This window comes from Ursidibacter maritimus, from assembly GCF_009761395.1.
GTDB lineage: Bacteria > Pseudomonadota > Gammaproteobacteria > Enterobacterales > Pasteurellaceae > Ursidibacter > Ursidibacter maritimus.
The window spans coordinates 319,516-342,665 of sequence record NZ_LEKN01000013.1; the positions used below are offsets into that span (position 1 = coordinate 319,516).

The 23,150-nt window shown below is 38.9% G+C and carries 21 protein-coding genes; 10 read left to right on the plus strand and 11 right to left on the minus strand.

Going from position 1 to position 23,150, the window contains the following annotated elements:
• The first annotated feature begins 98 nt into the window (after nt 1-98).
• On the plus strand, nt 99-2,417 hold the full coding sequence (locus A1D26_RS04575) for a Tex family protein (protein ID WP_157402898.1): 2,319 nt from the start codon (nt 99-101) through the stop codon (nt 2,415-2,417).
• Nucleotides 2,418-2,543: 126 nt separating this feature from the next.
• The gene (gene purT, locus A1D26_RS04580; RefSeq protein ID WP_157402899.1) at nt 2,544-3,725 is read left to right on the plus strand and encodes a formate-dependent phosphoribosylglycinamide formyltransferase; all 1,182 of its coding nucleotides are present in this window, start codon (nt 2,544-2,546) and stop codon (nt 3,723-3,725) included.
• 79 nt (nt 3,726-3,804) lie between these two features.
• Here purT and eno read toward each other — a convergent pair whose 3' ends face one another.
• Nucleotides 3,805-5,106, minus strand: coding sequence for a phosphopyruvate hydratase (eno, locus tag A1D26_RS04585; protein WP_157402900.1), 1,302 nt, complete (start codon nt 5,104-5,106; stop codon nt 3,805-3,807).
• Between the two features lie 188 nt (nt 5,107-5,294).
• On the opposite strand from eno, the gene lolD reads away from it, so the two are divergent.
• The gene (lolD, locus tag A1D26_RS04590) at nt 5,295-5,981 is read left to right on the plus strand and encodes a lipoprotein-releasing ABC transporter ATP-binding protein LolD (protein ID WP_157402901.1); all 687 of its coding nucleotides are present in this window, start codon (nt 5,295-5,297) and stop codon (nt 5,979-5,981) included.
• Nucleotides 5,981-7,231 (plus strand): lipoprotein-releasing ABC transporter permease subunit LolE, encoded by a 1,251-nt coding sequence (gene lolE / locus A1D26_RS04595; RefSeq protein WP_157402902.1) that lies wholly within the window; start codon nt 5,981-5,983, stop codon nt 7,229-7,231. The genes lolD and lolE overlap by 1 nt, the downstream gene beginning before the upstream one ends.
• A gap of 65 nt (nt 7,232-7,296) precedes the next feature.
• On the opposite strand, the gene A1D26_RS04600 is transcribed toward lolE, so the two are convergent.
• The 8 genes from A1D26_RS04600 to ybaK all read right to left on the minus strand — a co-directional run bounded on the left by A1D26_RS04600 (nt 7,297) and on the right by ybaK (nt 16,035).
• Nucleotides 7,297-8,685, minus strand: coding sequence for a DASS family sodium-coupled anion symporter (locus A1D26_RS04600; RefSeq protein ID WP_157402903.1), 1,389 nt, complete (start codon nt 8,683-8,685; stop codon nt 7,297-7,299).
• Nucleotides 8,686-8,877: 192 nt separating this feature from the next.
• Nucleotides 8,878-10,713 (minus strand): ABC transporter ATP-binding protein, encoded by a 1,836-nt coding sequence (locus tag A1D26_RS04605; protein ID WP_157402904.1) that lies wholly within the window; start codon nt 10,711-10,713, stop codon nt 8,878-8,880.
• Nucleotides 10,714-10,805: 92 nt separating this feature from the next.
• Complete coding sequence (gene luxS / locus A1D26_RS04610) at nt 10,806-11,315, minus strand: S-ribosylhomocysteine lyase (protein ID WP_157402905.1); 510 nt, start codon at nt 11,313-11,315, stop codon at nt 10,806-10,808.
• Between the two features lie 30 nt (nt 11,316-11,345).
• Nucleotides 11,346-13,994 (minus strand): MlaD family protein, encoded by a 2,649-nt coding sequence (locus tag A1D26_RS04615; protein ID WP_157402906.1) that lies wholly within the window; start codon nt 13,992-13,994, stop codon nt 11,346-11,348.
• 101 nt (nt 13,995-14,095) lie between these two features.
• Nucleotides 14,096-14,542 carry a ferric iron uptake transcriptional regulator gene (gene fur, locus A1D26_RS04620; protein ID WP_157402907.1) on the minus strand — a complete coding sequence of 149 codons (447 nt, stop codon included), beginning with the start codon at nt 14,540-14,542 and terminating at the stop codon, nt 14,096-14,098.
• A 21-nt stretch (nt 14,543-14,563) separates the two neighbouring features.
• The gene (gene fldA / locus A1D26_RS04625) at nt 14,564-15,088 is read right to left on the minus strand and encodes a flavodoxin FldA (RefSeq protein WP_157394533.1); all 525 of its coding nucleotides are present in this window, start codon (nt 15,086-15,088) and stop codon (nt 14,564-14,566) included.
• A 27-nt stretch (nt 15,089-15,115) separates the two neighbouring features.
• Nucleotides 15,116-15,388, minus strand: coding sequence for a LexA regulated protein (gene ybfE, locus A1D26_RS04630; RefSeq protein ID WP_157402908.1), 273 nt, complete (start codon nt 15,386-15,388; stop codon nt 15,116-15,118).
• A 173-nt stretch (nt 15,389-15,561) separates the two neighbouring features.
• On the minus strand, nt 15,562-16,035 hold the full coding sequence (ybaK, locus tag A1D26_RS04635; RefSeq protein ID WP_157402909.1) for a Cys-tRNA(Pro)/Cys-tRNA(Cys) deacylase YbaK: 474 nt from the start codon (nt 16,033-16,035) through the stop codon (nt 15,562-15,564).
• 88 nt (nt 16,036-16,123) lie between these two features.
• Here ybaK and A1D26_RS04640 point away from each other — a divergent pair, with 88 nt between their 5' ends.
• The 6 genes from A1D26_RS04640 (at nt 16,124) to tehB (ending at nt 20,550) form a co-directional block, all read left to right on the plus strand.
• The gene (locus A1D26_RS04640) at nt 16,124-17,122 is read left to right on the plus strand and encodes an oxidoreductase (RefSeq protein ID WP_157402910.1); all 999 of its coding nucleotides are present in this window, start codon (nt 16,124-16,126) and stop codon (nt 17,120-17,122) included.
• 96 nt (nt 17,123-17,218) lie between these two features.
• Nucleotides 17,219-18,514, plus strand: a complete 1,296-nt coding sequence (locus A1D26_RS04645; protein ID WP_157402911.1) for an NCS2 family permease — start codon at nt 17,219-17,221, stop codon at nt 18,512-18,514.
• A gap of 65 nt (nt 18,515-18,579) precedes the next feature.
• Nucleotides 18,580-18,738: a hypothetical protein gene (locus A1D26_RS04650; protein ID WP_157402912.1), complete on the plus strand. Its 159-nt coding sequence runs from the start codon at nt 18,580-18,582 to the stop codon at nt 18,736-18,738.
• Nucleotides 18,735-19,049: an HI1450 family dsDNA-mimic protein gene (locus tag A1D26_RS04655; protein WP_157402913.1), complete on the plus strand. Its 315-nt coding sequence runs from the start codon at nt 18,735-18,737 to the stop codon at nt 19,047-19,049. Before A1D26_RS04650 ends, A1D26_RS04655 begins: the two co-directional genes overlap by 4 nt.
• A gap of 9 nt (nt 19,050-19,058) precedes the next feature.
• Complete coding sequence (gene hpaC / locus A1D26_RS04660; RefSeq protein ID WP_157402914.1) at nt 19,059-19,559, plus strand: 4-hydroxyphenylacetate 3-monooxygenase, reductase component; 501 nt, start codon at nt 19,059-19,061, stop codon at nt 19,557-19,559.
• Nucleotides 19,560-19,680: 121 nt separating this feature from the next.
• A complete protein-coding gene (tehB, locus tag A1D26_RS04665) occupies nt 19,681-20,550 on the plus strand; it encodes an SAM-dependent methyltransferase TehB (RefSeq protein ID WP_157402915.1) in 870 nt (289 codons plus the stop codon).
• 68 nt (nt 20,551-20,618) lie between these two features.
• Here the strand turns inward: tehB and A1D26_RS04670 are convergent, their stop codons facing one another.
• Nucleotides 20,619-22,214, minus strand: coding sequence for an ABC transporter ATP-binding protein (locus A1D26_RS04670; protein WP_157402916.1), 1,596 nt, complete (start codon nt 22,212-22,214; stop codon nt 20,619-20,621).
• An 11-nt stretch (nt 22,215-22,225) separates the two neighbouring features.
• Nucleotides 22,226-23,143, minus strand: a complete 918-nt coding sequence (oppC, locus tag A1D26_RS04675) for an oligopeptide ABC transporter permease OppC (RefSeq protein WP_157402917.1) — start codon at nt 23,141-23,143, stop codon at nt 22,226-22,228.
• Nucleotides 23,144-23,150 lie beyond the last annotated feature (7 nt).

The following is a 23,150-nucleotide window of genomic DNA, read 5'->3' on the forward strand; positions in this document are numbered from 1 at the left end:
CTTGTGATAAATTTTCTCTATGTGTTTGCTATTGAGGCACGAATGGCGTTGGGGCTATTTAAGAATAATTCAAATTCATTATACAGTAAGGAAATTCAATGACTGATTTACTCAATCACCACATCAGCCAAGTTATTGCTACAGAATTAGCGGTGCGTTCGGAGCAAATTTTTGCAGCTATCACATTGCTTGATGAAGGCAATACCATTCCTTTTATTGCCCGCTATCGTAAAGAAGTAACAGGCGGATTAGACGACACCCAACTTCGTCATTTTGAAACCCGTTTAATTTATCTGCGAGAACTCAATGATCGTCGCCAAACCATTCTCAAATCTATTGAAGAACAGGGCAAACTGACCGATGAGTTACGTCAAAAAATTGAACAAACAGAAAGTAAAACCGAATTAGAAGATCTCTATTTACCTTATAAACCTAAACGCCGTACTCGTGGACAAATTGCGATTGAAGCTGGGTTAGAACCATTAGCCGATGGCCTTTGGAATGATCCGTCACAAACACCTGAAAACCTTGCAGAACAATATGTTGATGCTGAAAAAGGCGTTGCCGATGTGAAATCTGCCCTTGATGGTGCGAGATATATTTTAATGGAACGTTTCTCGGAAGATGCGGAGCTACTTGCAAAACTTCGTCAATATCTCACCGCTAATGCGACTTTAGAAGCTAAAGTGATTGAAGGAAAAGAAACTGAAGGGGAAAAATTTCGTGATTATTTTGCCCACAGCGAACCATTTAAAAATGTGCCATCACATCGTGCATTAGCAATGTTCCGTGGGCGTAATGAAGGCATTTTATCACTGAGTTTAAATGCCGATCCTGAACAAGAAGAAGGTGTTCGCTCAAGTTATTGCGAAGAAATTATTCGTGAACATTTCGGGGTACAGCTTCACCAACAGCCTGCGGATAACTGGCGAGCTCAAGTGATCAGCTGGACTTGGAAAATCAAAGCCTTACTTCACCTGGAAACAGAGCTAATGGCTACATTGCGTGAAAAAGCGGAAGAAGAAGCAATTGATGTTTTTGCTCGTAATCTTTCTGCTTTGTTGATGGCGGCTCCAGCAGGTGCAAGAAATACAATGGGGTTAGACCCCGGTTTGCGTACAGGGGTAAAAGTTGCTGTTGTCGATAACACAGGAAAACTGCTAAACACCTCTACCATTTATCCGCATACAGCCGATCCTGTAAGAGCAGGGCAAACGCTCTACGCCTTAGGCAAAAAATATAATGTCGATTTAATTGCGATCGGAAATGGTACAGCCTCTCGTGAAACAGAACGTTTTGCCAAAGATATTATTAAGCAAGCAGTAGATTGGAAACCGCAAACCGTTGTGGTGAGTGAAGCGGGGGCATCGGTTTATTCTGCTTCTGAGCTGGCAGCAAATGAATTTCCTGATTTAGATGTCTCTTTGCGTGGGGCGGTATCCATTGCTCGCCGCTTGCAAGACCCTTTGGCTGAGCTAGTAAAAATTGAACCTAAAGCTATTGGGGTGGGGCAATATCAACACGATGTAAATCAATCACAACTTGCTCGTAAATTAGATGCGGTGGTTGAAGATTGCGTAAATGCGGTAGGGGTTGATTTGAATACCGCCTCTGCACCACTACTTGCTCGTGTGGCAGGAATGAGCAAAACCCTTGCTCAAAATATTGTGGCATATCGTGATGAAAATGGACGTTTTGAAAGCCGTTCTGACCTGAAAAAAGTAGCTCGTTTAGGGCCAAAAGCCTTTGAGCAATGTGCAGGCTTTATGCGAATTTTAGGTGGAAAGAACCCGCTTGATGCCTCAAGCGTTCACCCTGAAGCTTACCCAGTGGTTGAGAAAATTTTACAAGCGACATCATCAACCCTGAGTGAATTGATGGGTAATTCAACTAAAATTCATAGCCTAAATGCCCAAAATTTTGTTGATGAAAAATTTGGTTTACCGACGGTCAATGATATTTTCAAAGAACTTGAAAAACCAGGGCGAGATCCTCGAGGGGAATTTAAAACCGCCACTTTTATGGACGGTGTAGAAGAAATCAGCGATTTGAAAGTAGGAATGATTTTAGAAGGAACGGTAACTAACGTCACTAACTTCGGGGCATTTGTCGATATTGGGGTACATCAAGATGGCTTAGTGCATATTTCAATGCTGTCTGACAGTTTTGTGGAAGACCCTCACAAAGTAGTTAAAACAGGCGATGTCGTGAAGGTAAAAGTGCTAGAAGTTGATGCTCCACGCAAACGCATCGCCTTAACAATGCGTTTAGACGATAAACCGATGGATAAAACCGACCAAACAAGCGGTCAGATTCGCAAAAAATTTGACAAATCAGACCGCTTTAATGCTCAGAAAGAGAGTCAATCTTTTGGAAATAATGCCTTTGCCGATGCGTTGAAAGGTTGGAAAAAATAACCGCTAAAAATAGTGAGATAAACTAATGGCGAACTAAATAAAATAGTTCGCCATTTTTATTTTAATTTAAGGCAAACGTTTGCTTTGCTATAATAGGCTCAAATTTTTCTAACAGAGGAACACAATATGACAACAATCGGCACTCCCCTTACTCCCAAAGCAACTAAAGTAATGATGCTCGGTTCTGGTGAACTGGGCAAAGAAGTTGTGATTGAATTACAACGTTTAGGCGTTGAAGTCATTGCGGTTGATCGCTATGAAAATGCCCCTGCTCAACAAGTTGCTCATCGAGCTTACACCATTTCAATGCTGGACGGAAAAGCTTTGCGTGACCTGATCGAGAAAGAAAAACCCGATTTTATCGTGCCCGAAGTGGAAGCGATTGCAACGGATACATTAGTGGAATTAGAACAAGAAGGTTATAACGTTATCCCAACTGCGAAAGCGACTAAGCTCACAATGAACCGAGAAGGCATCCGCCGTTTAGCTTCAGAAGAATTAGGTCTAAAAACTTCTCCATATCGTTTTGTCGATAACCTTGAACAGTTTAAACAAGCGGTGGCAGAAATTGGTATTCCTTGTGTGGTTAAGCCTATTATGTCGTCATCAGGGCATGGACAAAGTGTCATCAAATCAGACGCTGATATTCAAAAGGCTTGGAATTATGCACAGCAAGGCGGCCGTGCAGGCGGTGGACGTGTTATTGTGGAAGGATTCATTAAATTTGATTATGAAATCTCTTTACTCACTGTGCGCCATATTCACGGAACATCATTCCTTGCACCAATCGGTCATATCCAAATTGATGGTGACTATCGTGAGTCTTGGCAGCCACAAGCGATGTCAGAGATTGCGTTGAAAAGAGCACAAGAAGTGGCAGAAAAAATTACCACCGCATTAGGCGGACGCGGTATTTTTGGTGTGGAACTCTTTATTTGTGGCGATGAGGTGATCTTTAATGAAGTTTCGCCACGTCCACACGATACTGGAATGGTTACGCTCATTTCACAAGAATTATCAGAATTTGCCCTTCACGCTCGTGCTATTTTAGGCTTACCAATTCCTGAAATTTCGTTGATTAGCCCATCAGCATCTAAAGCTGTTGTGGTTGAAGGAAAATCAACACAGGTTACTTTTGGTAATTTAGCGAATGTCCTCGCAGAACCACATACGAATATTCGCTTATTCGGTAAAGGAGAAGTGAATGGACACCGCCGTTTAGGCGTAATTCTTGCTCGTGATGAAAGTGTGGAAAAGGCGTTAGAAAAAGCACGCCGAGCTTATGATAAGTTAGAAGTGGATTTATAATTGAATACTTTATAGATAAGAAAAACCGCTCACTTTATCAGTAAGCGGTTTTTTTATAGTAAAGTAACTAAAGCTTTAATTACGCTTGACCTTTAACTTCTTTTAAACCGTTAAATGGTGCTTTTTCACCCAATGCTTCTTCAATACGGATTAATTGGTTATATTTTGCAACGCGATCTGAACGGCTCATAGAACCAGTTTTGATTTGACCTGCCGCTGTACCAACTGCTAAATCTGCGATTGTTGCATCTTCAGTTTCGCCTGAACGGTGAGAAATAACCGCTGTATAACCTGCATCTTTAGCCATTTTGATTGCTGCTAAAGTTTCAGTTAATGAACCGATTTGGTTGAATTTGATTAAGATTGAGTTTGCAATACCGTTCTCGATACCGCGGCTTAAAATCTTAGTATTTGTTACGAATAAATCATCACCCACTAATTGAACTTTGTCGCCTAATACTTTAGTTTGGTATGCGAAACCTTCCCAGTCTGATTCATCTTGACCATCTTCGATAGACACGATTGGGTACTCTTTACATAAACCTTCTAAGTAATGAGTAAATTCTTGAGAAGTGAATGATTTACCTTCACCTTTCATTTCATATAGGCCGTTGTCTTTGTTGTAGAATTCAGACGATGCACAGTCCATTGCTAAAGTAACATCTTTACCTAACACATAACCTGCTTTTTCCACCGCTTCTTTGATACACGCTAAAGCGTCAGCATTTGAAGCTAAGTTTGGAGCAAAACCACCTTCATCACCTACCGCTGTATTTAAGCCTTTTGCTTTTAATACTTTCGCAAGGTTGTGGAATACTTCAGCACCAATACGAAGTGCTTCTTTCAATGTTTTCGCACCAACTGGTTGAATCATAAATTCTTGGATATCAACGTTGTTATCTGCGTGCTCACCACCATTGATAATGTTCATCATTGGTAATGGCATAGAGTAAACGCCTGGAGTACCGTTTAATTCAGCGATATGCGCATAAAGCGGTAAACCTTTTGATGCTGCCGCTGCTTTTGCGTTTGCTAATGAAACCGCTAAGATTGCGTTTGCACCAAATTTAGATTTATTTTCTGTACCATCTAAGTCAATCATAATTTGGTCAATTTCAGCTTGGTTAGAAGCATCTTTACCTAAGATTGCTTGTGCAATTTCGTTGTTTACTGCTGAAACAGCCTTTAATACACCTTTACCTAAGAAACGAGCTTTGTCGCCATCACGCAACTCTAATGCTTCACGAGAACCTGTTGATGCACCAGATGGCGCAGCAGCAAGACCTACAAAACCACCTTCAAGATGAACTTCAGCTTCAACAGTTGGGTTACCACGAGAGTCGATGATTTCACGACCGATTACTTTAACGATTTTTGCCATTGTTAATATCCTCAATGTAAGAGTTAATAGTTAAGAGTTAATATGGAAAACTTGTATATAGTAATGGGATTTTGCTATTTTGTCTTGCGAAAAAATGCCATACTGCACAAAAAGTAAAAGTAATTTGATCCGAATAGGTAATTTTAGGGCAAAATAGACATATTCACTTTAAAGAGAAAAACAGTACTATGAATGAGTCATCATTATTAAAATGTATCAATATCAATAAATTTTACCAAGAAGGCGATAATGCAACTCAAGTGTTAAAAAACGTCTCCTTTTCAATGGATAGAGGTGAGCTTGTAGCGATTGTTGGCAGTTCTGGTTCCGGCAAAAGTACCCTTCTCCACACGCTAGGTGGCTTAGATCAGCCTAGCGAAGGGGAGGTTTTTATAAATGGACAATCCTTACAACAACTGAGTAGCAATGCACTTGCCAAATTACGCAATCAGCATCTAGGTTTCGTTTACCAATTTCATCATTTAATGGCGGATTTTACTGCACTAGAAAATGTAATGATGCCGATGCTAATTGGTCAGCAAAATAAAAATGAAGCCAAAGATCGTGCGGAAAAAATGCTACAAGCGGTAGGATTATCTCATCGAATTACACATCGTCCGTCTGCTTTATCAGGTGGTGAACGCCAACGTGTTGCAATTGCTCGTGCGTTAGTTAATAACCCTTCATTAGTTCTTGCCGATGAGCCAACAGGTAATTTAGACCAAAAAACCACTGAAAGCATTTTTGAGTTAATTAAACGTCTTAACCAAGAACAACAAATCGCATTTTTATTAGTTACCCACGATCTAAACCTCGCGAATAAACTTAACCGCCGTTTGATTATGCAAGATGGCGTATTACGAGAGGCGGAATAATGAGTACTCCATTTTTTATCAGCTGGCGTTATCAACGTGGCAAACAAAAAAACCGTTTAGTATCGCTAATTTCCCTATTTTCAAGTATTGGCATTGCTCTCGGCGTTGCCGTTTTAATTATTGGGTTAAGTGCTATGAATGGCTTTGAACGAGAGCTTAACCAACGAGTACTCTCGGTTGTACCGCACGCAGAACTGAAAACCGTTACGAATGATGGAACTAACTTGTTAAAGAATGGTTTTACACTAGAAAAAATTGTAAAAGATAACCCAAATGTTACCGCTACATCGCCTTTTGTAAGTTTTACGGGCTTAATTGAAAATGGCTCACAGCTAAAAATTGCTCAAGTGCGTGGGGTCGATCCTGTTAAACAAGATCAAGTGAGTGCCTTAGGGCAATTTATTCCTAACGAACAATGGCAGCAGTTTCATCAACAAGGTGGGCTAGTTATTGGTGCTGGTATCGCTCGTGATCTTGGTGTTGAAGTCGGTGATGAAGTAACCTTACTCTTACCTCAGCCAACCGAAGATGGAAAGTTATCGCAACCGCTACGTTTCAGCCTTGATGTTACAGGGATCTTACGTCTAGACGGACAATTAGATCACAGTTACGCTTTACTACCATTAAGCAAAGCACAAGAATTACTTGAACTCGAGACAGATCAATTCTCTGGTATTGAGATGGCAGTGAAGCATCCTTTCGAAGTCAGAAATTTGACTTTTCCTGAACTTACTAACTATCCTCAGCCACTTTATCTACATACTTGGATAGACAAATTTGGTTATATGTATAACGATATTCAGCTCATCCGCACAGTGATGTACATTGCAATGGTTCTCGTGATTGGTGTCGCTTGTTTTAATATCATTTCCACCTTAGTGATGGCGGTTAAAGATAAACAAGGGGATATTGCTATTCAACGCACACTAGGGGCGAATAACCGTTTTATTCAGCAGATATTTCTTTGGTATGGCTTAATTTCAGGAATGAAAGGCGCATTATTTGGGGTGATGTTGGGTGTATCTGTTGCTTTAAATCTCACCGCTATCATCAAGGGAATCGAGAGTCTTATAGGATCAAAACTGCTCTCTGACGGCATCTATTTTATTGATTTTCTACCGAGTGAAATCCATTGGTTAGATATTGTGTGGGTACTACTAGCAACTATTATCTTGAGTTTGCTTGCAAGTTTATACCCCGCTATTCGTGCATCAAAATTAGAACCTGCTAAAGTATTAAGCGGGCACTGATAAAATATACTTCATAAAACAAAAAACGGTCGATAATTCGACCGTTTTGTAACAAAACCTAGCCATTATAGCCAGAATAGATATCCATAAGTTGCAATAACAAAAATACAGATTAAGTTAAGCCAGAAACCTGCCTTAACCATTTCACTTTGTTTCACTTCACCCGTACCAAACACAATCGCATTTGGCGGTGTTGCCACTGGTAGCATAAAGGCACAAGACGCACCTAAACCGATAATTAAAGCTAATCCAACCGGTGGCATATTTAGTGCTTGAGCAATAGAGATGAAGATTGGTACAAGTAAAGCTGCACTTGCTGTATTTGAAGTAAATTCGGTTAAGAAAATAATAAATGCAGCAACAATTAAGCCGATCAAGTAGAAATGGCCACCTTCAATCATAAAGACGATACCATCTGCCATTACCTTACTTGCGCCTGTTTTACCTAAAACAGCACTTAAAGTTAAACCTCCACCAAAAAGCATCAACACGCCCCACTCTGTATTTTCTTGGATTTGATCCCAATTTACGACACGAGTTACACAAAGTAATACTGCTGCGAATAACGCAACGATACTGTCAAAACTACCGATACTTTTCACGCCTAAAACACTTGAAATGAGAGGGTTTAGCGTGCTACTAAATACCCAACAAAGTGCAATAGTAACAAAGATAACAAGCGTAGTAATACGACTACGATTTAATTCAATTTTTTCAAAATTAAATTCAAATTTTTGATTTAGATTCGGTTTAAATACGACATATAAAATTGCTAACATCAATGGCATCAAAATAATCATAATCGGTAAGCCATAACCTAACCAATCCGCAAAGGTTAAATTTAAGTTTGACGCCACAATCGCATTTGGTGGGCTACCAACTAATGTTCCCATTCCACCAATACTTGCACTATATGCAATTCCTAATAACACGAATACATAAGTATTGTGATGTGCATTTTTATCTAATTTGCTTAATACTCCCATTGCGAGTGGTAACATCATCGCTGCTGTTGCAGTATTACTAATCCACATTGAAAGCAATGCAGTAGCTGCAAAGAGATAAATAACTGCTAATGAAAGTTTACCTCTTGCCATTGCCATAATTTTATTCGCAATCATTCGATCTAATTGCTGAATATGCAATGCCGTTGCTAAGGCAAAACCACCAAAGAATAAGAAAATTGTTGGATCTGCAAAAGTTGCTAAGGCTTCTTTAGAACTGACCAACCCTAATCCAATAGATAGAATAGGCACAAGTAACGCAGTGATAGTAACGTGTAGCGCTTCTGTAAGCCACAACACGGCAACAAAGGCCAATAAAGCTAAACCTTTATTTGCCATTGGCTCAAAAGGTAAAAAAGCAATAAGTGCGAAAAATAAGATAATATCAACGAGAAGAATAACCCCATTTCTGAAGGTTTTCGTATCATTTAGAACTTGGTTTGAAGACATAAATCACCCACAACATCAGAATAAATATCTCGGCAATATAACAAAACTGTCAAAGATTAACACAAGCAAATGATGAAACTGTGAATAAGCTCACAAATTTTTAACAAATAAGCGGTAAGATTTTCCGTATTTTTTGCAAAATAACGCTCAAATCTTACCGCTTGTAATAGAAACCTAACTTAAATAAAGACCCTATTCAGGCAAAAATCCCCCGCTTTGATGAGCCCATAATTTTGCATAAACCCCATTCAGTTTTAGTAAATCTTCATGGGTGCCTTGCTCAACAATTTCCCCTTTGTCTAACACAATGAGCCTATCCATTTCCATGATAGTCGATAGACGGTGAGCAATCGCAACGACGGTTTTTCCTTCCATTAGATCAGTTAGATTTTCTTGAATTGCTACTTCTACTTCAGAATCTAACGCACTGGTTGCTTCATCAAGTAATAAAATTGGAGCATCTTTTAGCATTACTCGTGCAATCGCAATACGCTGACGCTGTCCGCCAGATAATTTCACACCACGTTCACCAACGTGAGCATCATAGCCTGTTCGTCCTTTAGAATCCGAAAGATGCGGAATAAAATCTGTTGCCGATGCACGAGCAACGGCATCAATCATCTCTTCTTCCGTTGCTGTTGGGCGACCATAAAGTAAATTTTCTCGAATAGAACGATGTAAAAGTGAAGTATCTTGGGTAACTAACCCAATTTGCGAGCGTAAGCTCTCTTGTGTCACGTGACGAACATTTTGGCCATCAATTTCAATCGAGCCATTTTGTACATCATAAAAACGTAATAACAAATTTGTTAAGGTTGATTTACCCGCACCACTTCGCCCAACTAACCCCACTTTCTCTCCTGCTTTAATATGTAAATCAAAACCTTTGAGTAATGGTTTAGTTTCACTATATGCGAAATCAACTTGTTTAAAGTGAATGTCGCCACTTTCTACCTTTAATGGTTTAGCATCTTTGTCATCCACAATAGAATGCGGCTTTGATAACGTTTCCATTCCATCTTGTACTGTGCCAATATGTTCAAATAAGCGAGCAAATTCCCACATTATCCATTGCGAAAACCCTTTAAGACGGAGTGCCAAAGCCAATGATGTCGCAATTGCCCCTGCGGTCACAATACTGTCCGCCCATAGCCAAATACCGATTGCAGACGAAAAAATCACAAGAGCAATCGAATTGATGTAGGTTAAAGTATCAATGAGGGTTACTAAACGCATCTGTTTATGCACTGTTACCATAAATTCTTCCATTGACTCCTTAACATAGCCAGACTCACGTTGTCCGTGAGAAAAGAGCTTAACGGTAGCAATGTTGGAATACGCATCAGTGATTCTCCCCGTCATTAAGCTACGAGCGTCAGATTGTTCTTGCGAAGCCTTACTTAAACGAGGAACGAAGTAGTAGATACTACCACTCATAATGACAATCCATAACGTAAATGGCAGTAACAATAATGCATCAAACTGCAATAAAATAACGCTTGAAGTAATTAAATAAACGACCACATAGGTAATCATTTCAACAAAAGTCATTATCACATCACGAACCGCCAATGCCGTTTGCATTACTTTTGCTGAAACTCTGCCTGCAAATTCATTCTGGTAGAACGCCATACTTTGCCCAAGCATTGAACGATGGAAATTCCAACGTAACCGCATTGGCATAACACCTTGCATTGTTTGGAAACGAACGCTTGAGTATAAGAAAGTCGCAATCATACCAATGAAGAAAATGAACAGCATAAAGAGCATTGAATGCCATTCTTTTGCGAATAATTCTGCTGGGGAATATTTACCAATCCAATCCACAATTTCGCCGACAAACTGGAAAAGAAGTGCATCAATCACACCACAAATGATGCTAAAAAAGATTGCGATCAGTAAATATAAGCGAAACCCTTTAGTTGTGCCCAGAATAAAAGGCAATAACTTCCCTTTTGGTGTTTTAGGTTGCTGATCAGGGTAAGGATCTACTCGGCTCTCAAACCAAGTAAATAATTTATCAAACATTGATTTTCCTTAAAATAAAAAAGTAAGCGGTCAATTTTGAAGAATAATTTGCAAAAAACTCCTCAAAACCGACCGCTTTCAAAATGAAGTAATTATGGATTTAGCAATTCATCATCTAATGCTAAATCTTCATTGCAGTTAATAGCAATAGGTTGCTTTAACACGTTGCGTGCAATCTCGTGTGCTTGTGCAAGTGAATGCTCTTTATAAGAACCACATTGAAATTCATTCAATTCAGGAATTTTTGACTCATCTGGCACTTTATTTAGGACATCGTGCATTGAATTTGTCCACGCTTTAGCCACTTCTTCAGCTGTTGGCTGCCCAATCAGTGACATATAGAACCCTGTTCGACAACCCATTGGTGAAATATCAATGATTTCGACAGTGTCACTATTAAGGTGATCACGCATAAAACCTGCGAATAAATGTTCCATCGTGTGAATACCGTGTGCAGTTAAAATATCAATGTTTGGACGAACAAAACGTAAATCGAAAACCGTAATAGTATCCCCTTTTGGTGTTGTCATTGTTTTGGCAACACGCACTGCTGGTGCATTCATTCGCGTGTGATCAACTTTGAAACTATCTAATAATGGCATTTTTTACTCCTAATTTAATTCTCTTGATTGTTATTCTGCAACGCCTTGATCCCAACTTAGTGCATCTTCTGGCGTTTTGCGTTGTAAGCGGAAACGGCGATTAGCTTCAGCTTGCGGTTGCACTACTTTACCCGATGGTGTTGAAAAAGCAATGCCACCGTTAAGTAATTGTGACATTGTACCTGAGTTAATACTCGCTCCACTCAAGCTAATATCCATTGTGTAACCTGATGCCGTCCAAAACTGCGAGTTTTTACGCACCAAATGGCTATATTGTGAACTAATTTGTAAATGAATAAGCACTCTATCGCCTAATTCACTTAAACTCAAGCGTTTTACAACACCAACTTGCATCCCACGATACAACACTGGTGCATCAGGCGTAATACCATTTGCATCTGTCGTTTCAACAATAATTGGGAAAGCATTACTATATTGTGTTGCTAATGTATCTGTCTCTGCCAAAGTAAATTCTGTCTTTTTCGTCCCTGAGCCAACTTCAACAGCGATATAATTTTGCAATGCCGCATCTAAATTTTTAAATCCAGTTGTGCTAATTTCTGGGGAAATCGCTTTAAATTGGCTACCTGATTTAGCGACCGTATTAAAATATTGCCCGTCAATGAAAGCGGTGACTTTTACTTGTTTTTTTGCATTTTCTAGTTTGAGCGTTTCCACTTTACCAATGGTTAATCCCATATATTTTATTGGCATGCCTTCACTCAATTTAGAAGCATCTTTAGCGACCAAGGTCACATAAGTATTACCTGAACGGGCTTTATCAAAGCTAGCATACAATATACGATTATTTTTAGCACCGTTATTATCAAAACTAATCGCCCCTTTTAAAGTACGAAGTAGCGGATCGGCTTGTAGGCTTAAACCATTTGCAGATAAATCTACTTTAACTGCAGGTTCAATCCAAAAACGGCTATGCTCACTAATTAAATGACGATATTTCGGCTCAATAAAGAGATCCACATCAAAACGGCTCTTTTGTGGGCGAATGGCTAACACTTCTCCAATCGGAAATTTACGATAAAGAATCACCGAGCCTTTATCAATCCCTGATAATTCCATTGCGCTCAAGCTCAGTGTTGCGTTCTTCTCACTGCCAATTAAACCGCTCTCGGCACTTTCAATATCTTTATATAACGGGTATTGCGTTTGGATCTTACCGCTTGGTTTTCCATCTAACAAACGAATACCGCCTTGTAGCCAAGAAGTTGGTGAGCCTGCTTGAACACGCATTCCATCTAAGCCAATAGAGACATCCAAATTAGAAATCGCCACAAATTTACTTTGCTGGCCAATTAAATGGCGGTATTCAGGGAAAATAATCGCCGTGAATTTTACATTCTCAACGGTAACATCACGTTTTAATAATTCACCAATTTGAACATCGTGATAATAAATTCCTTGCCCTTGATCGACACCATAAGATTGCGGTGCTGTGAGTGTAAACGTAGTCGTATCAGCACGATTTAATAAAAAATCATCATTACGTTGTACCACAAACTGTTTGCTCGGTTCGCCATCGCCAGAGATTAGCTCAAAATAATTGCCACGAAAAACTTCGCCAATTTTAGTTAATTGCTCTTTATTAAACGAAAATTTAGGTTGTTTCAATACAATGGCTGAATTAGCACGCAGTAGCTCTTGATAATTAGGGTCAATCAATAATTTCCCTTTGAGACTTGCACTATCATTATGCTTTTCTTTTACGTCCAAAGGTGAATCTAATTGAGATAAAATTCCAACTTGAATCCCTTGATAAAACACACCCGTTTCATTCGCTTGAACAGTCGTCATTGCAGGTAAAGTAACATCAACTTCAATACCACGTTTCGCCGCTTTCAGATCACTATATAACGTATATTCTCGTCCTTGCTGCGCTTGCTCTGAATGTTCAGGAGAGTCGAATGCTACCGCACCTTGTACCACCGACAACAAGCTATCAATTTGAACAGACAACCCCGTTGCCATATTAAGATCGGCTTTTATACCGCTAATATTCCAGAAATGGCTATCTTGTTTAACTAAATTGGCGTATTTTTTATCAATAATTAACTCAATCTCCACATTCTTCTGATCTTTGGTAAAGCGGTAATCTGCTACGGTTCCAACAGGTACTTTACGGAAGTAAACACTTGATCCCACAGTAATAGAACCAAGGTCATCAGCGAGTAATTTGACCATTAAATCACCTTCATTCAACGGAACTAATGGCGGCTCATTTTCAGCAATAAACTCATCTTCGCTACTGCCTTCACCAGGAAGTAACGTAATGTAGTTACCTGACACTAGCGTATCTAATCCAGAAATACCCGCTAACGATGCTGTTGGTCTGACAAGCCAGAATTTAGTATCGGAACGTAGTACAGATTTTGCCTCTGGGTTAATTTCTGCGGTAACTTCAACCTCTTTTAAGTCATCAGTAAAACTCACTCTCTTCACTAAACCAATTTGTAAACCTTGATAACGAATTGTCGTTTTACCTGCGGTAATTCCCGCACCATCGTGGAAACGAATAGTAATATGCTCACCACGTTCTTTTAAAATTTGGAAAAAAAGTAGCGAGCCAATAATAAAGGCAACTAAAGGCAACAGCCAAAATGGTGAGATTTTGCGTGGCTGACGAACTTTAGCAGGAATAGCTTCTGTAAGATTGTTAGACATAAATTCTACGTTATTCAAATATGCGTAAGCGGTGCGATCTTGCAATAATTTTACAAAATCTCACCGCTTGGTGTTAATTAACAAAAATCAAAGGTGTTAGCTTAGCTTTTATCTTTTTCATCACATGTTTGGATATTGCTACATTTGCCATAAAGGTAAAGACTATGATTTGCAAGCTCCATACCGTGTTGTTGGCTAATCTCACGCTGACGGCGTTCCATATCCGGATCTTTAAACTCGAAAACTTTGCCACAATCCATACAGATAATATGATCGTGCTCGTGATTAAAGTTAAGCTCATATACTGCTTTATTCGCATCAAAATTATGACGAGTTAAAATCCCAACTTCTTCAAATTGATTTAAAACACGGTAAACGGTCGCTAAACCAATCTCTGATTGCTTTTCTAACAACAATTTATAAATATCTTCCGCTGAGAAATGTTGCATTTGCTCACGCGTATTTTGCATCAATTCAAGAATAGTTAGGCGTGGCTCAGTCACTTTTAATCCAACTTTCTTGAGTAATTGTACGTTTTCTTCAGACATTTTATGCTCCCTTTACGAGAATTAAGCTAATTCCGCTAAATACATTTCATCAAAAATTTGTTTGCACCAACGATTCACACGATCTTCCGTTAATTCAGGTTGGCGATCTTCATCAATACATAAACCTACAAATGTATTTTCATCCACTAAGGCTTGTGATGCTTCAAAACTATATCCTTCTGTTGGCCAATGTCCAACAATGACACCACCATTTGGTTCAATCACATCACGGACAGTTCCCATTGCATCACAGAAATATTCCGCATAATCTTCTTGGTCGCCACAGCCGAAAATACCCACAACTTTACCTGTAAAATCAATTTCTTTTAAGGTTGGCATAAAATCGTCCCAATCTGCTTGAGATTCGCCATAATACCAAGTCGGAATACCAATCAATAAGAAGTCATAGGCTTCTATATCTTCTTTCGTGCTTTTTGCAATATCACGAATATCAATCAGCTCTGCTCCAATTTGTTTTTGGATCATTTTTGAAATATTTTCTGTGTTTCCGGTATCTGAACCGTAAAATAAACCAACAACTGCCATTTAATTTACCTATATTTAATGAATGGATTATCCATTGATATGTTCACTTAAAATCTGTTCAATTAACTGCCCACGAGAAATGCCCCTTAGCAGAGCTTGTTCTTCTAAAGATTGAATTAAGTCAGAATGAAGTTTCAACTCAATTCGCCTTAACCCTGAAGAGCGATCTCGTTTTAATTGATTGCGTTTGTTAACGCGTAACTGTTGCTCTCGACTTAATGGATTTGAGCGTGGTCGCCCAACTTTTGGTAGTGAATCGAACAGATCAAGCGTAATACAATCTGAATCTTGCTTTGCCATCTTACACTTCTGGGCGGTTTATTCTCATTTGTAGATGAGAATGATACGCTAATTACTAAAATGAGAAATATACCATAATCTCAAAAAGTTTGAAATGCTGGGCTGAAATTTGCTGAAAGATTCACAATCTTTACAAACTATTTTGCAAAATTTTCCAATAATCTACCCGCTTGCTATTCTTTAATGTCTGCAAAATTTGCAGAGAGTAACAAAGCAAGATCTTGCGGAGCAAGCTCTACATCTAAGCCTCGTTTGCCACCTGACACAAAAATGGTTGGATAATTATTCGCAGACTCGTCAATCACCGTTGCTAAACGTTTTTTCTGCCCTAATGGACTAATGCCGCCCAGTAAATATCCTGTTGTTTTCTGGGCAATATCTTTATCTGCCATTTCCACTTTTTTCACACCAAGTGCTTGAGCTGCACGCTTGAGATTGAGCATTTTTGATACTGGCACAACCATTACGGCGAGTTTTTTCTGATCTCCATTTTCTGCCACCAATAAGGTTTTAAAGACTTGATCGGGGTTAAGTCCTAATTTTTCCACGACTTCTTGTCCAAAATTCGTGTTATTTGGGTCGTGTTCGTAAGGGTGAAGCGTAAAAGGGATTTTTTGTTTTTTGAGTAAATTGATTGCTGGCGTCATTTTCTTATTCCTGAATGTTTTGTTTTCCGTTCGCAAAAAGGCGAAATCAAGGTAGAATTAGCCTTTATTTTGAAGGGAGATAGCTAGAATGGCAAATATTCAGTTAGCAATTGCAGCAGATTTTTTATTGGCGGAAAAATTATTAGAGATTTTAGAACAGAGTGAGCTTGCTATTGAGCGTATTAGTGCAGTTGAACTAGAAAGTTTCGGCGAAGAACATTCATTACGCTTAGGCAGTAAAGCTGTTGAGCAGATCGCATTAGAAGAAGTTGATTGGTCACAATTCAGCCACGTTTTATTTGCCGGTAAAATGGCACAAGCAGAGCTATTAGCTCAAGCTGTACAAGCAGGTTGTACTGTACTGGATTTATACGGTATTACCGCGTTAATTGGTAATGTGCCGGTTATTGTGCCAAGCGTAAATGATGAGATGATACCGAATGTGCGTGAACGGAATATTGTTGCTTTGGCAAATCCGCAAATCACACAGTTAGCACTTGCAATCAAGCCGTTGTTACAGCAACCTATCCAGCATATTTTTGTGAGTTCATTACTACCGTCTGCCTACTTTGGCGATGAGAAAGTACGAGAATTAGCCGGACAAACCGCACAATTACTGAATGGCATTCCTCTTGATGATGAAAAACCAAGAGTTGCTTTTGACGCTGTGCCAGCAAATGTACAAGGTGATGAGAGCAAATTACCTTTTTCAAGAGCTTTTGAATTGCAACTTGCAAAAGTATTACCGAATCTCACCGCTTCTGTTACTTTCCATTCTGTTCAAGTACCTGTCTTTTACGGTATTTCGCAAATGGTGAGCATTCAGTCTAACTATCCATTAAATGCCGATGAACTTAGTCAAGAATGGCAACAACAATCTTGGGTAAATTTCAATCAAGAAAATGTTATTACCCCTGTTAAAAATGGTGAGAAAAGCGATGAAAACGAAGAAAACATTTTGCAAATCAGTCAGTTACTCTCGAAAAATGAGCATAGTTTACAATTTTGGAGCGTGGCTGATGAACAACGTTTTAGCCTAGCATTTTTAAGTGTCGAATTACTTAAAGGTGTTTTGGATTACACATAACCTGACTATACAAAGATAATGAAGGGACTATTGTTTGTTTTTTCTCCTTCAGTTCTTTAAAATGCACCGTTTTTATTTCACTTTTCTGGGATTATTATGTTTGAAAAACTTTTCCAAATTAAGCAAAAAGGTAGCTCTGTAAAAACAGAGATCATTGCAGGGATCACTACTTTTTTCACAATGGTTTATATTGTTTTTGTAAACCCATCTATTCTGGGTGTAGCAGGAATGGATACCCAAGTCGTATTCGTGACTACCTGTCTGATTGCAGCTTTCGGCACTATCGCAATGGGCTTGTTTAGTAATCTACCGATTGCTCTTGCACCTGCAATGGGGCTAAATGCCTTCTTTGCCTTTGTGGTGGTACAGAAATTAGGTTTCTCTTGGCAAACAGGTATGGGAGCAATCTTCTGGGGATCTGTTGGTTTATTCCTTTTAACTGTACTGCAAGTTCGCTACTGGTTTATGTCTGCAATTCCGCTTGGATTACGTGTCGGTATTGGTGCAGGTATCGGGCTATTTATTGCACTTATCGGCTTTAAAAATATGGGCTTAGTCGTGGCAAATCCAGCAACTCTAGTGGCCTTAGGGGAATTACATGATCCCAAAGTGCTAATGGGAATTTTAGGTTTCTTCATTATCGTGATTCTAGCCGCCCGTGGTGTTTATTCTGGGGTGTTAGTGTCGATTGCGGTAATTACAGGATTAGCACTGATTTTTGACCCAGCGGTTACATTCAATGGTGTTATCTCATTCCCACCAAGTCTTGAAGCGGTTGTTGGACAAGTTGATGTTGCAGGTGCGTTAGATACCGCATTACTTGGTATTATTTTCTCATTTATGTTAGTGAACCTATTTGACTCATCAGGTACGTTGATTGCGGTAACCAACAAAGCGGGCTTTGCGGATGCACAAGGTCGTTTCCCGAAAATGAAACAAGCACTTTATGTTGATAGTGTCAGTGCGATGGCTGGTTCATATATGGGAACATCTGCAATCAGTACTTATATTGAAAGTGGCTCAGGTGTTTCAGTGGGAGGACGCACAGGTTTAACCGCTGTGGTTGTGGGTGTTTTATTCTTACTCACTATTTTCTTTTCACCTTTAGCAAGCCTTGTGCCTGCTTATGCTACGGCTGGTGCATTAGTCTTTGTAGGGATCTTAATGGCATCTAGCCTAATTGAAGTTAAATGGGACGATCTCACTGAAGCCACCCCCGCATTTATTACCACAGCAATGATGCCATTTACCTACTCGATTACAGAAGGTATTGCATTTGGTTTTATTAGCTATTGTGTAATGAAAATCTGCACTGGCAGACTAAAAGAGATAAATGCTCCTGTTGCAGTGGTTTCTTTACTCTTTATTGCGAAATTTGTTTGGGTAGGTTAATGCATTAACTTGCAATATTTTTCAACAATCTAACCGCTTAAAAGTCATCCAATGAGGAGCAATTTATGCAAAAGTTGCTCTTTATTATCAGTACAGTACATTACTGTTTGGTATTACTAAATTACCAATTAGCTGAACGCTTAGAAATTGCTACTTTAGTTGAATTGGCAGATTGGATGATAGAAGCGGATAAAATCTTAAATTTTAATGAGAATATAAAATGACCACAAAGCTAACACCCGATGAAGCAATAGACATTGCTTACGATATTTTCTTAGAAATGGCAGGCGAAAATCTTGATCCTGCCGATATTCTACTTTTCAATTTACAGTTTGAAGAACGTGGTGCCGTTGAAATGGTCGAAACAAGCGATAACTGGGCAGAAGAAATTGGTACATTGATCGACCCCGATGCCTTTGCGGAAGTCTGGGTTGGCTTAATCAATGAACAAGATGAAATGGACGATGTATTCGCTCGTTTCTTAATTTCTCACGAAGCCGAAAATCGTGAATACCACGTCATTTGGAAAGAATAGGAGCAAATAATGGCAAATTCCCCAATCAATGCATTTTCACAAAAATTCCGAGATGCAATGGCTCATTTATCCGCTGCGGTTCACGTGGTAACCAGTAATGGTGAAGCTGGAAAAGTGGGTATAACCGTTTCTTCCGTTAGCTCAGTGAGCGATAATCCTGCAACAGTGTTATTTTGTGTAAATCAAAGCAGTGCATTACACGATGTAATTAAACAAAACGGAAAAGTCTGCATCAATGTGCTTAATCATCAACAACAAGATCTCGCTAAACATTTTGCCTGCATGCTAGAAAGTACAATGGAAGAGCGCTTTGAATGGGACATTTGGGATAATGGCTGGCAGAATCAGCCTGTTCTGCGTGATGCCATTTCTGCACTGCAAGGTGAAATTATCGAAACTCATACTGTAGGAACCCACTCTATTTTTATTGTGCGTTTAGCTGAAATTGAATGCCAGCCCAACCATAGCCTTGTCTATTTTGCTAGACAATTTAAAACTGTTGAGCTCTAGGCTTCATTGATAGAAATCAATAACACTGAAAAGACCGACTGAAATAGTCGGTTTTTTATTGCTGAAAAAAAACAAAGGTATAAGATATTCTCATTCGATTATTCATCAAACGGAGAATACTATGCAAGAACTCATCTGCTACAAACAAATGCCTGTTTGGACAAAAGAAAGCCTACCGCAAATGTTCCAAGAAAAGCACAATACTAAAGTAGGAACTTGGGCAAAACTAACCATTTTAAAAGGGGCTATCAAGTATTATGAATTAACCGAACAAGGTGCAATAGTCAGCGAAGAAGTTTTTGATGTTAATCATCAACGTCCTTTTGTCGAACCACAAGTATGGCACAAAGTTGAGGCACTAACCGATGACTTAGAATGCCAACTCGCCTTTTATTGTAAGCCTGAAGATTATTTTGCAAAAAAATATAATTTAACCACAACCCATTCCGAAGTATTAAATGCCATTAACTATATTCAACAAGGTAAAGCCTTAGATTTAGGCTGTGGGCGTGGTAGAAATGCTCTTTACTTGAATTTATTAGGTTTCAATGTTACTGCTGTCGATCACAATCAAGAAAGTATTGATTTCCTAAATTATATGATCGAGAAAGAAGGGGCAACTCAGATCCAAACAGGTGTTTACGATATTAACCAAGCTGATATTCAAGGTGAATATGATCTTATTATTTCTACTGTGGTAATGATGTTTCTAAATCGTGAACGTATTCCTGTAATTATTGAGAATATGCAACGAAATACTAAAATTGGCGGATATAACCTGATTGTTTGTGCAATGGATACAGAAAATCACCCTTGTTCTATGCCTTTCTCATTTACCTTTAAAGAGGGAGAATTGAAAAATTACTATCAAGGTTGGGAGTTAGTTAAATATAACGAAGATCTTGGTCATCTTCATAAAACAGATGCTAACGGCAATCGCATACAACTTCAATTTGCGACAATGTTAGCTAAGAAGATCTCTGACAATTAACTGCTCAAGATAAAATAAAGAGTTGGTAGAATTAAAATAATCATACCAACTCTTTTTATTTATTGAGTTTATAAATTAGATGCTTCAATTAAACGTTTAGTATAAGCGTCTTGTGGTTGTTCAAAAATTTGTTTTGAATCACCCGCTTCTACCACGTTACCTTTGCTCATTACAATCACACGATCGCTTAATGCTCTTACCACTGATAAATCGTGGCTAATGAAGATATAACTTAAACCGTATTTCTTCTGTAAATTGTTGAGAAGCTCCACCACCGTAATTTGTGTTGAACGGTCAAGAGCTGACGTTGGTTCATCTAACAATACAAACTTTGGCTCTAAAATAATAGCACGAGCAATGGCAATACGCTGGCGTTGTCCACCTGAAAATTCGTGTGGGTAACGGTTAATCATTGAAGGAGATAAGTTTACTTCTTCAAGGGTTTTCATTACTTTTTCACGACGTTGCTCTTTGGTCATTTGTGGATAATGCACCGACAAACCTTCGCCAACAATTTCACCAACGGTTAAACGTGGGGAAAGCGAGTTAAACGGGTCTTGGAATACCATTTGCATATCTTTCTTTAATGCTTTACGTTCTTCCGCTGATAGCGCTGCAATATCTTGGTCTGCAAAAGCGATTTTGCCACGATATCCTAAAATTTGCATAATCGCTCGCCCAAGTGTTGATTTACCTGACCCCGATTCACCAACAATCCCTAATGTTTCACCGACTTTTAGGTTAAGCGAAATATCTTTAACAGCAGTAAAAACTTTTTTCGGTTGACCAAATAGAGAACGTTTTAAAATGTAATCAACAAAAACATTTTCAGCGTTGATCAACACTTTAGTATTTTCATCAAGTGGCTGTTTGAGATTTGCTGGGATTGGCGTTAATAATTCAACAGTATAAGGATGCTGTGGATTATTGAACACTTGTTGCGTATCTCCACGCTCAATAATTTCACCATTCTGCATTACACACACATAATCACTGTATCTTTGGACTAGACGTAGATCGTGCGAGATCAGAATAATCGCCATTCCCATATCTGCTTGTAGATCGTGCATCAAATCAAGAATTTCAGCTTGGGTAGTAACATCTAGTGCAGTAGTTGGCTCGTCAGCAATCAATAAATCTGGCTTATTGATAATTGCCATTGCAATCATAATACGTTGCAATTGCCCGCCTGAAAATTCGTGCGGGTAGCATTTCATTTTTTTCGCTGCATCAGGAATTTTTACTTTTTCAAGCATTTCTAATGCGTGTTTATGTGCTTCATCTTTACTCATTCCTTGATGGTGGGTACTCATTGCTTCAGCAACTTGTTCACCAATAGGTAAATAAGGGTTTAGAGAAGTCATTGGTTCTTGGAAGATCATACCAATACGATCACCACGCAATGTCCTCATCTCTTTTTCAGAGAGACGTAGAATTTCTTGATCTTCAAAAACGATTGATGAATTGTCACCATAGGTAACGATATTTTTTGGTAACAACTGCATAATCGACATTGATGTTACCGATTTACCTGAACCTGACTCGCCCACGATAGCGAGTGTTTGCCCTTTTTCGATACCAAAAGAAATATTACGAACCGCGTGAACTAATTCTTCATCGGTTTTAAGATATACGTCTAAATTTTTTACTTCTAATAATTTCATTTCGTTACATCCTATTTGTCTTTCGGATCGAATGCATCACGCAAGCCATCACCAATAAAGTTAAAGCAGAACAGCGTTAAGCAAAGGAAAAATGCAGGGAAAGCTAATAACCAAGGGGATGTTTCCATTTGAGCTGCACCATCACTCAACAATGCTCCCCAACTACTCATTGGCTCTTGTGTTCCCAACCCTAAGAAACTCAAAAATGACTCAAATAAAATCAATGATGGCACTTCTAGAGAGGCATAAACCACAACAATACCTAATACGTTTGGAATAATATGTTTCCAAATAATTTGACGTTTTGGTACGCCACAAACAATAGCTGCTTCGATAAACTCTTTATTTTTTAAACTGAGCGTTTGCCCACGAACAATACGAGCAAGGCTAAGCCACGCAATCATTCCGATAGCCACGAAAATTAACAAAATATTTTGACCGAAGAACGTAACCAACAAAATAACGAAGAACATAAATGGGAAAGAGCCTAAGATTTCAAGTAAACGCATCATTACCATATCGACTTTGCCGCCTACATAGCCAGAAATTGCACCATAAATGGTACCGATAATAACGGCAATAAATGCACCTGCAATTCCAACCATTAAGGAAATTCGTCCACCCATTGCAATACGAACGAGTAAATCACGCCCTGATGCATCAGTCCCTAAATAGTGCTGAGATTCAATACTTGGCGGTGCACTCATCATATTCCAGTCTGTTTCATCAAAAGAGAACGGCATTAGCATTGGCGCAAAAGTAATAAATAGCACAATGAAAAATAAAATAATAAGACTGGCTACCGCTGCTTTATTGCGGAAGAAACGGCGACGAGCATCTTGCCATAAGCTACGACCTTCAATAACCGCTTCAGTAGATTGTTGAACTAATGTATCTGCAAGTTCTTGATTCTTTTTATTTGCTAACATCTCACAC

Coding starts and splice junctions, on each gene's coding strand:
- A1D26_RS04615 (WP_157402906.1), bottom strand. CDS start 13,994: ATGTCTAACAATCTTACAGAAGCTATTCCTGCTAAAGTTCGTCAGCCA.
- oppC (WP_157402917.1), bottom strand. CDS start 23,143: ATGTTAGCAAATAAAAAGAATCAAGAACTTGCAGATACATTAGTTCAA.
- A1D26_RS04650 (WP_157402912.1), top strand. CDS start 18,580: ATGCAAAAGTTGCTCTTTATTATCAGTACAGTACATTACTGTTTGGTA.
- A1D26_RS04655 (WP_157402913.1), top strand. CDS start 18,735: ATGACCACAAAGCTAACACCCGATGAAGCAATAGACATTGCTTACGAT.
- A1D26_RS04600 (WP_157402903.1), bottom strand. CDS start 8,685: ATGTCTTCAAACCAAGTTCTAAATGATACGAAAACCTTCAGAAATGGG.
- A1D26_RS04575 (WP_157402898.1), top strand. CDS start 99: ATGACTGATTTACTCAATCACCACATCAGCCAAGTTATTGCTACAGAA.
- fldA (WP_157394533.1), bottom strand. CDS start 15,088: ATGGCAGTTGTTGGTTTATTTTACGGTTCAGATACCGGAAACACAGAA.
- A1D26_RS04670 (WP_157402916.1), bottom strand. CDS start 22,214: ATGAAATTATTAGAAGTAAAAAATTTAGACGTATATCTTAAAACCGAT.
- tehB (WP_157402915.1), top strand. CDS start 19,681: ATGCAAGAACTCATCTGCTACAAACAAATGCCTGTTTGGACAAAAGAA.
- A1D26_RS04605 (WP_157402904.1), bottom strand. CDS start 10,713: ATGTTTGATAAATTATTTACTTGGTTTGAGAGCCGAGTAGATCCTTAC.
- lolE (WP_157402902.1), top strand. CDS start 5,981: ATGAGTACTCCATTTTTTATCAGCTGGCGTTATCAACGTGGCAAACAA.
- purT (WP_157402899.1), top strand. CDS start 2,544: ATGACAACAATCGGCACTCCCCTTACTCCCAAAGCAACTAAAGTAATG.
- luxS (WP_157402905.1), bottom strand. CDS start 11,315: ATGCCATTATTAGATAGTTTCAAAGTTGATCACACGCGAATGAATGCA.
- ybaK (WP_157402909.1), bottom strand. CDS start 16,035: ATGACGCCAGCAATCAATTTACTCAAAAAACAAAAAATCCCTTTTACG.
- fur (WP_157402907.1), bottom strand. CDS start 14,542: ATGTCTGAAGAAAACGTACAATTACTCAAGAAAGTTGGATTAAAAGTG.
- A1D26_RS04640 (WP_157402910.1), top strand. CDS start 16,124: ATGGCAAATATTCAGTTAGCAATTGCAGCAGATTTTTTATTGGCGGAA.
- A1D26_RS04645 (WP_157402911.1), top strand. CDS start 17,219: ATGTTTGAAAAACTTTTCCAAATTAAGCAAAAAGGTAGCTCTGTAAAA.
- lolD (WP_157402901.1), top strand. CDS start 5,295: ATGAATGAGTCATCATTATTAAAATGTATCAATATCAATAAATTTTAC.
- ybfE (WP_157402908.1), bottom strand. CDS start 15,388: ATGGCAAAGCAAGATTCAGATTGTATTACGCTTGATCTGTTCGATTCA.
- eno (WP_157402900.1), bottom strand. CDS start 5,106: ATGGCAAAAATCGTTAAAGTAATCGGTCGTGAAATCATCGACTCTCGT.
- hpaC (WP_157402914.1), top strand. CDS start 19,059: ATGGCAAATTCCCCAATCAATGCATTTTCACAAAAATTCCGAGATGCA.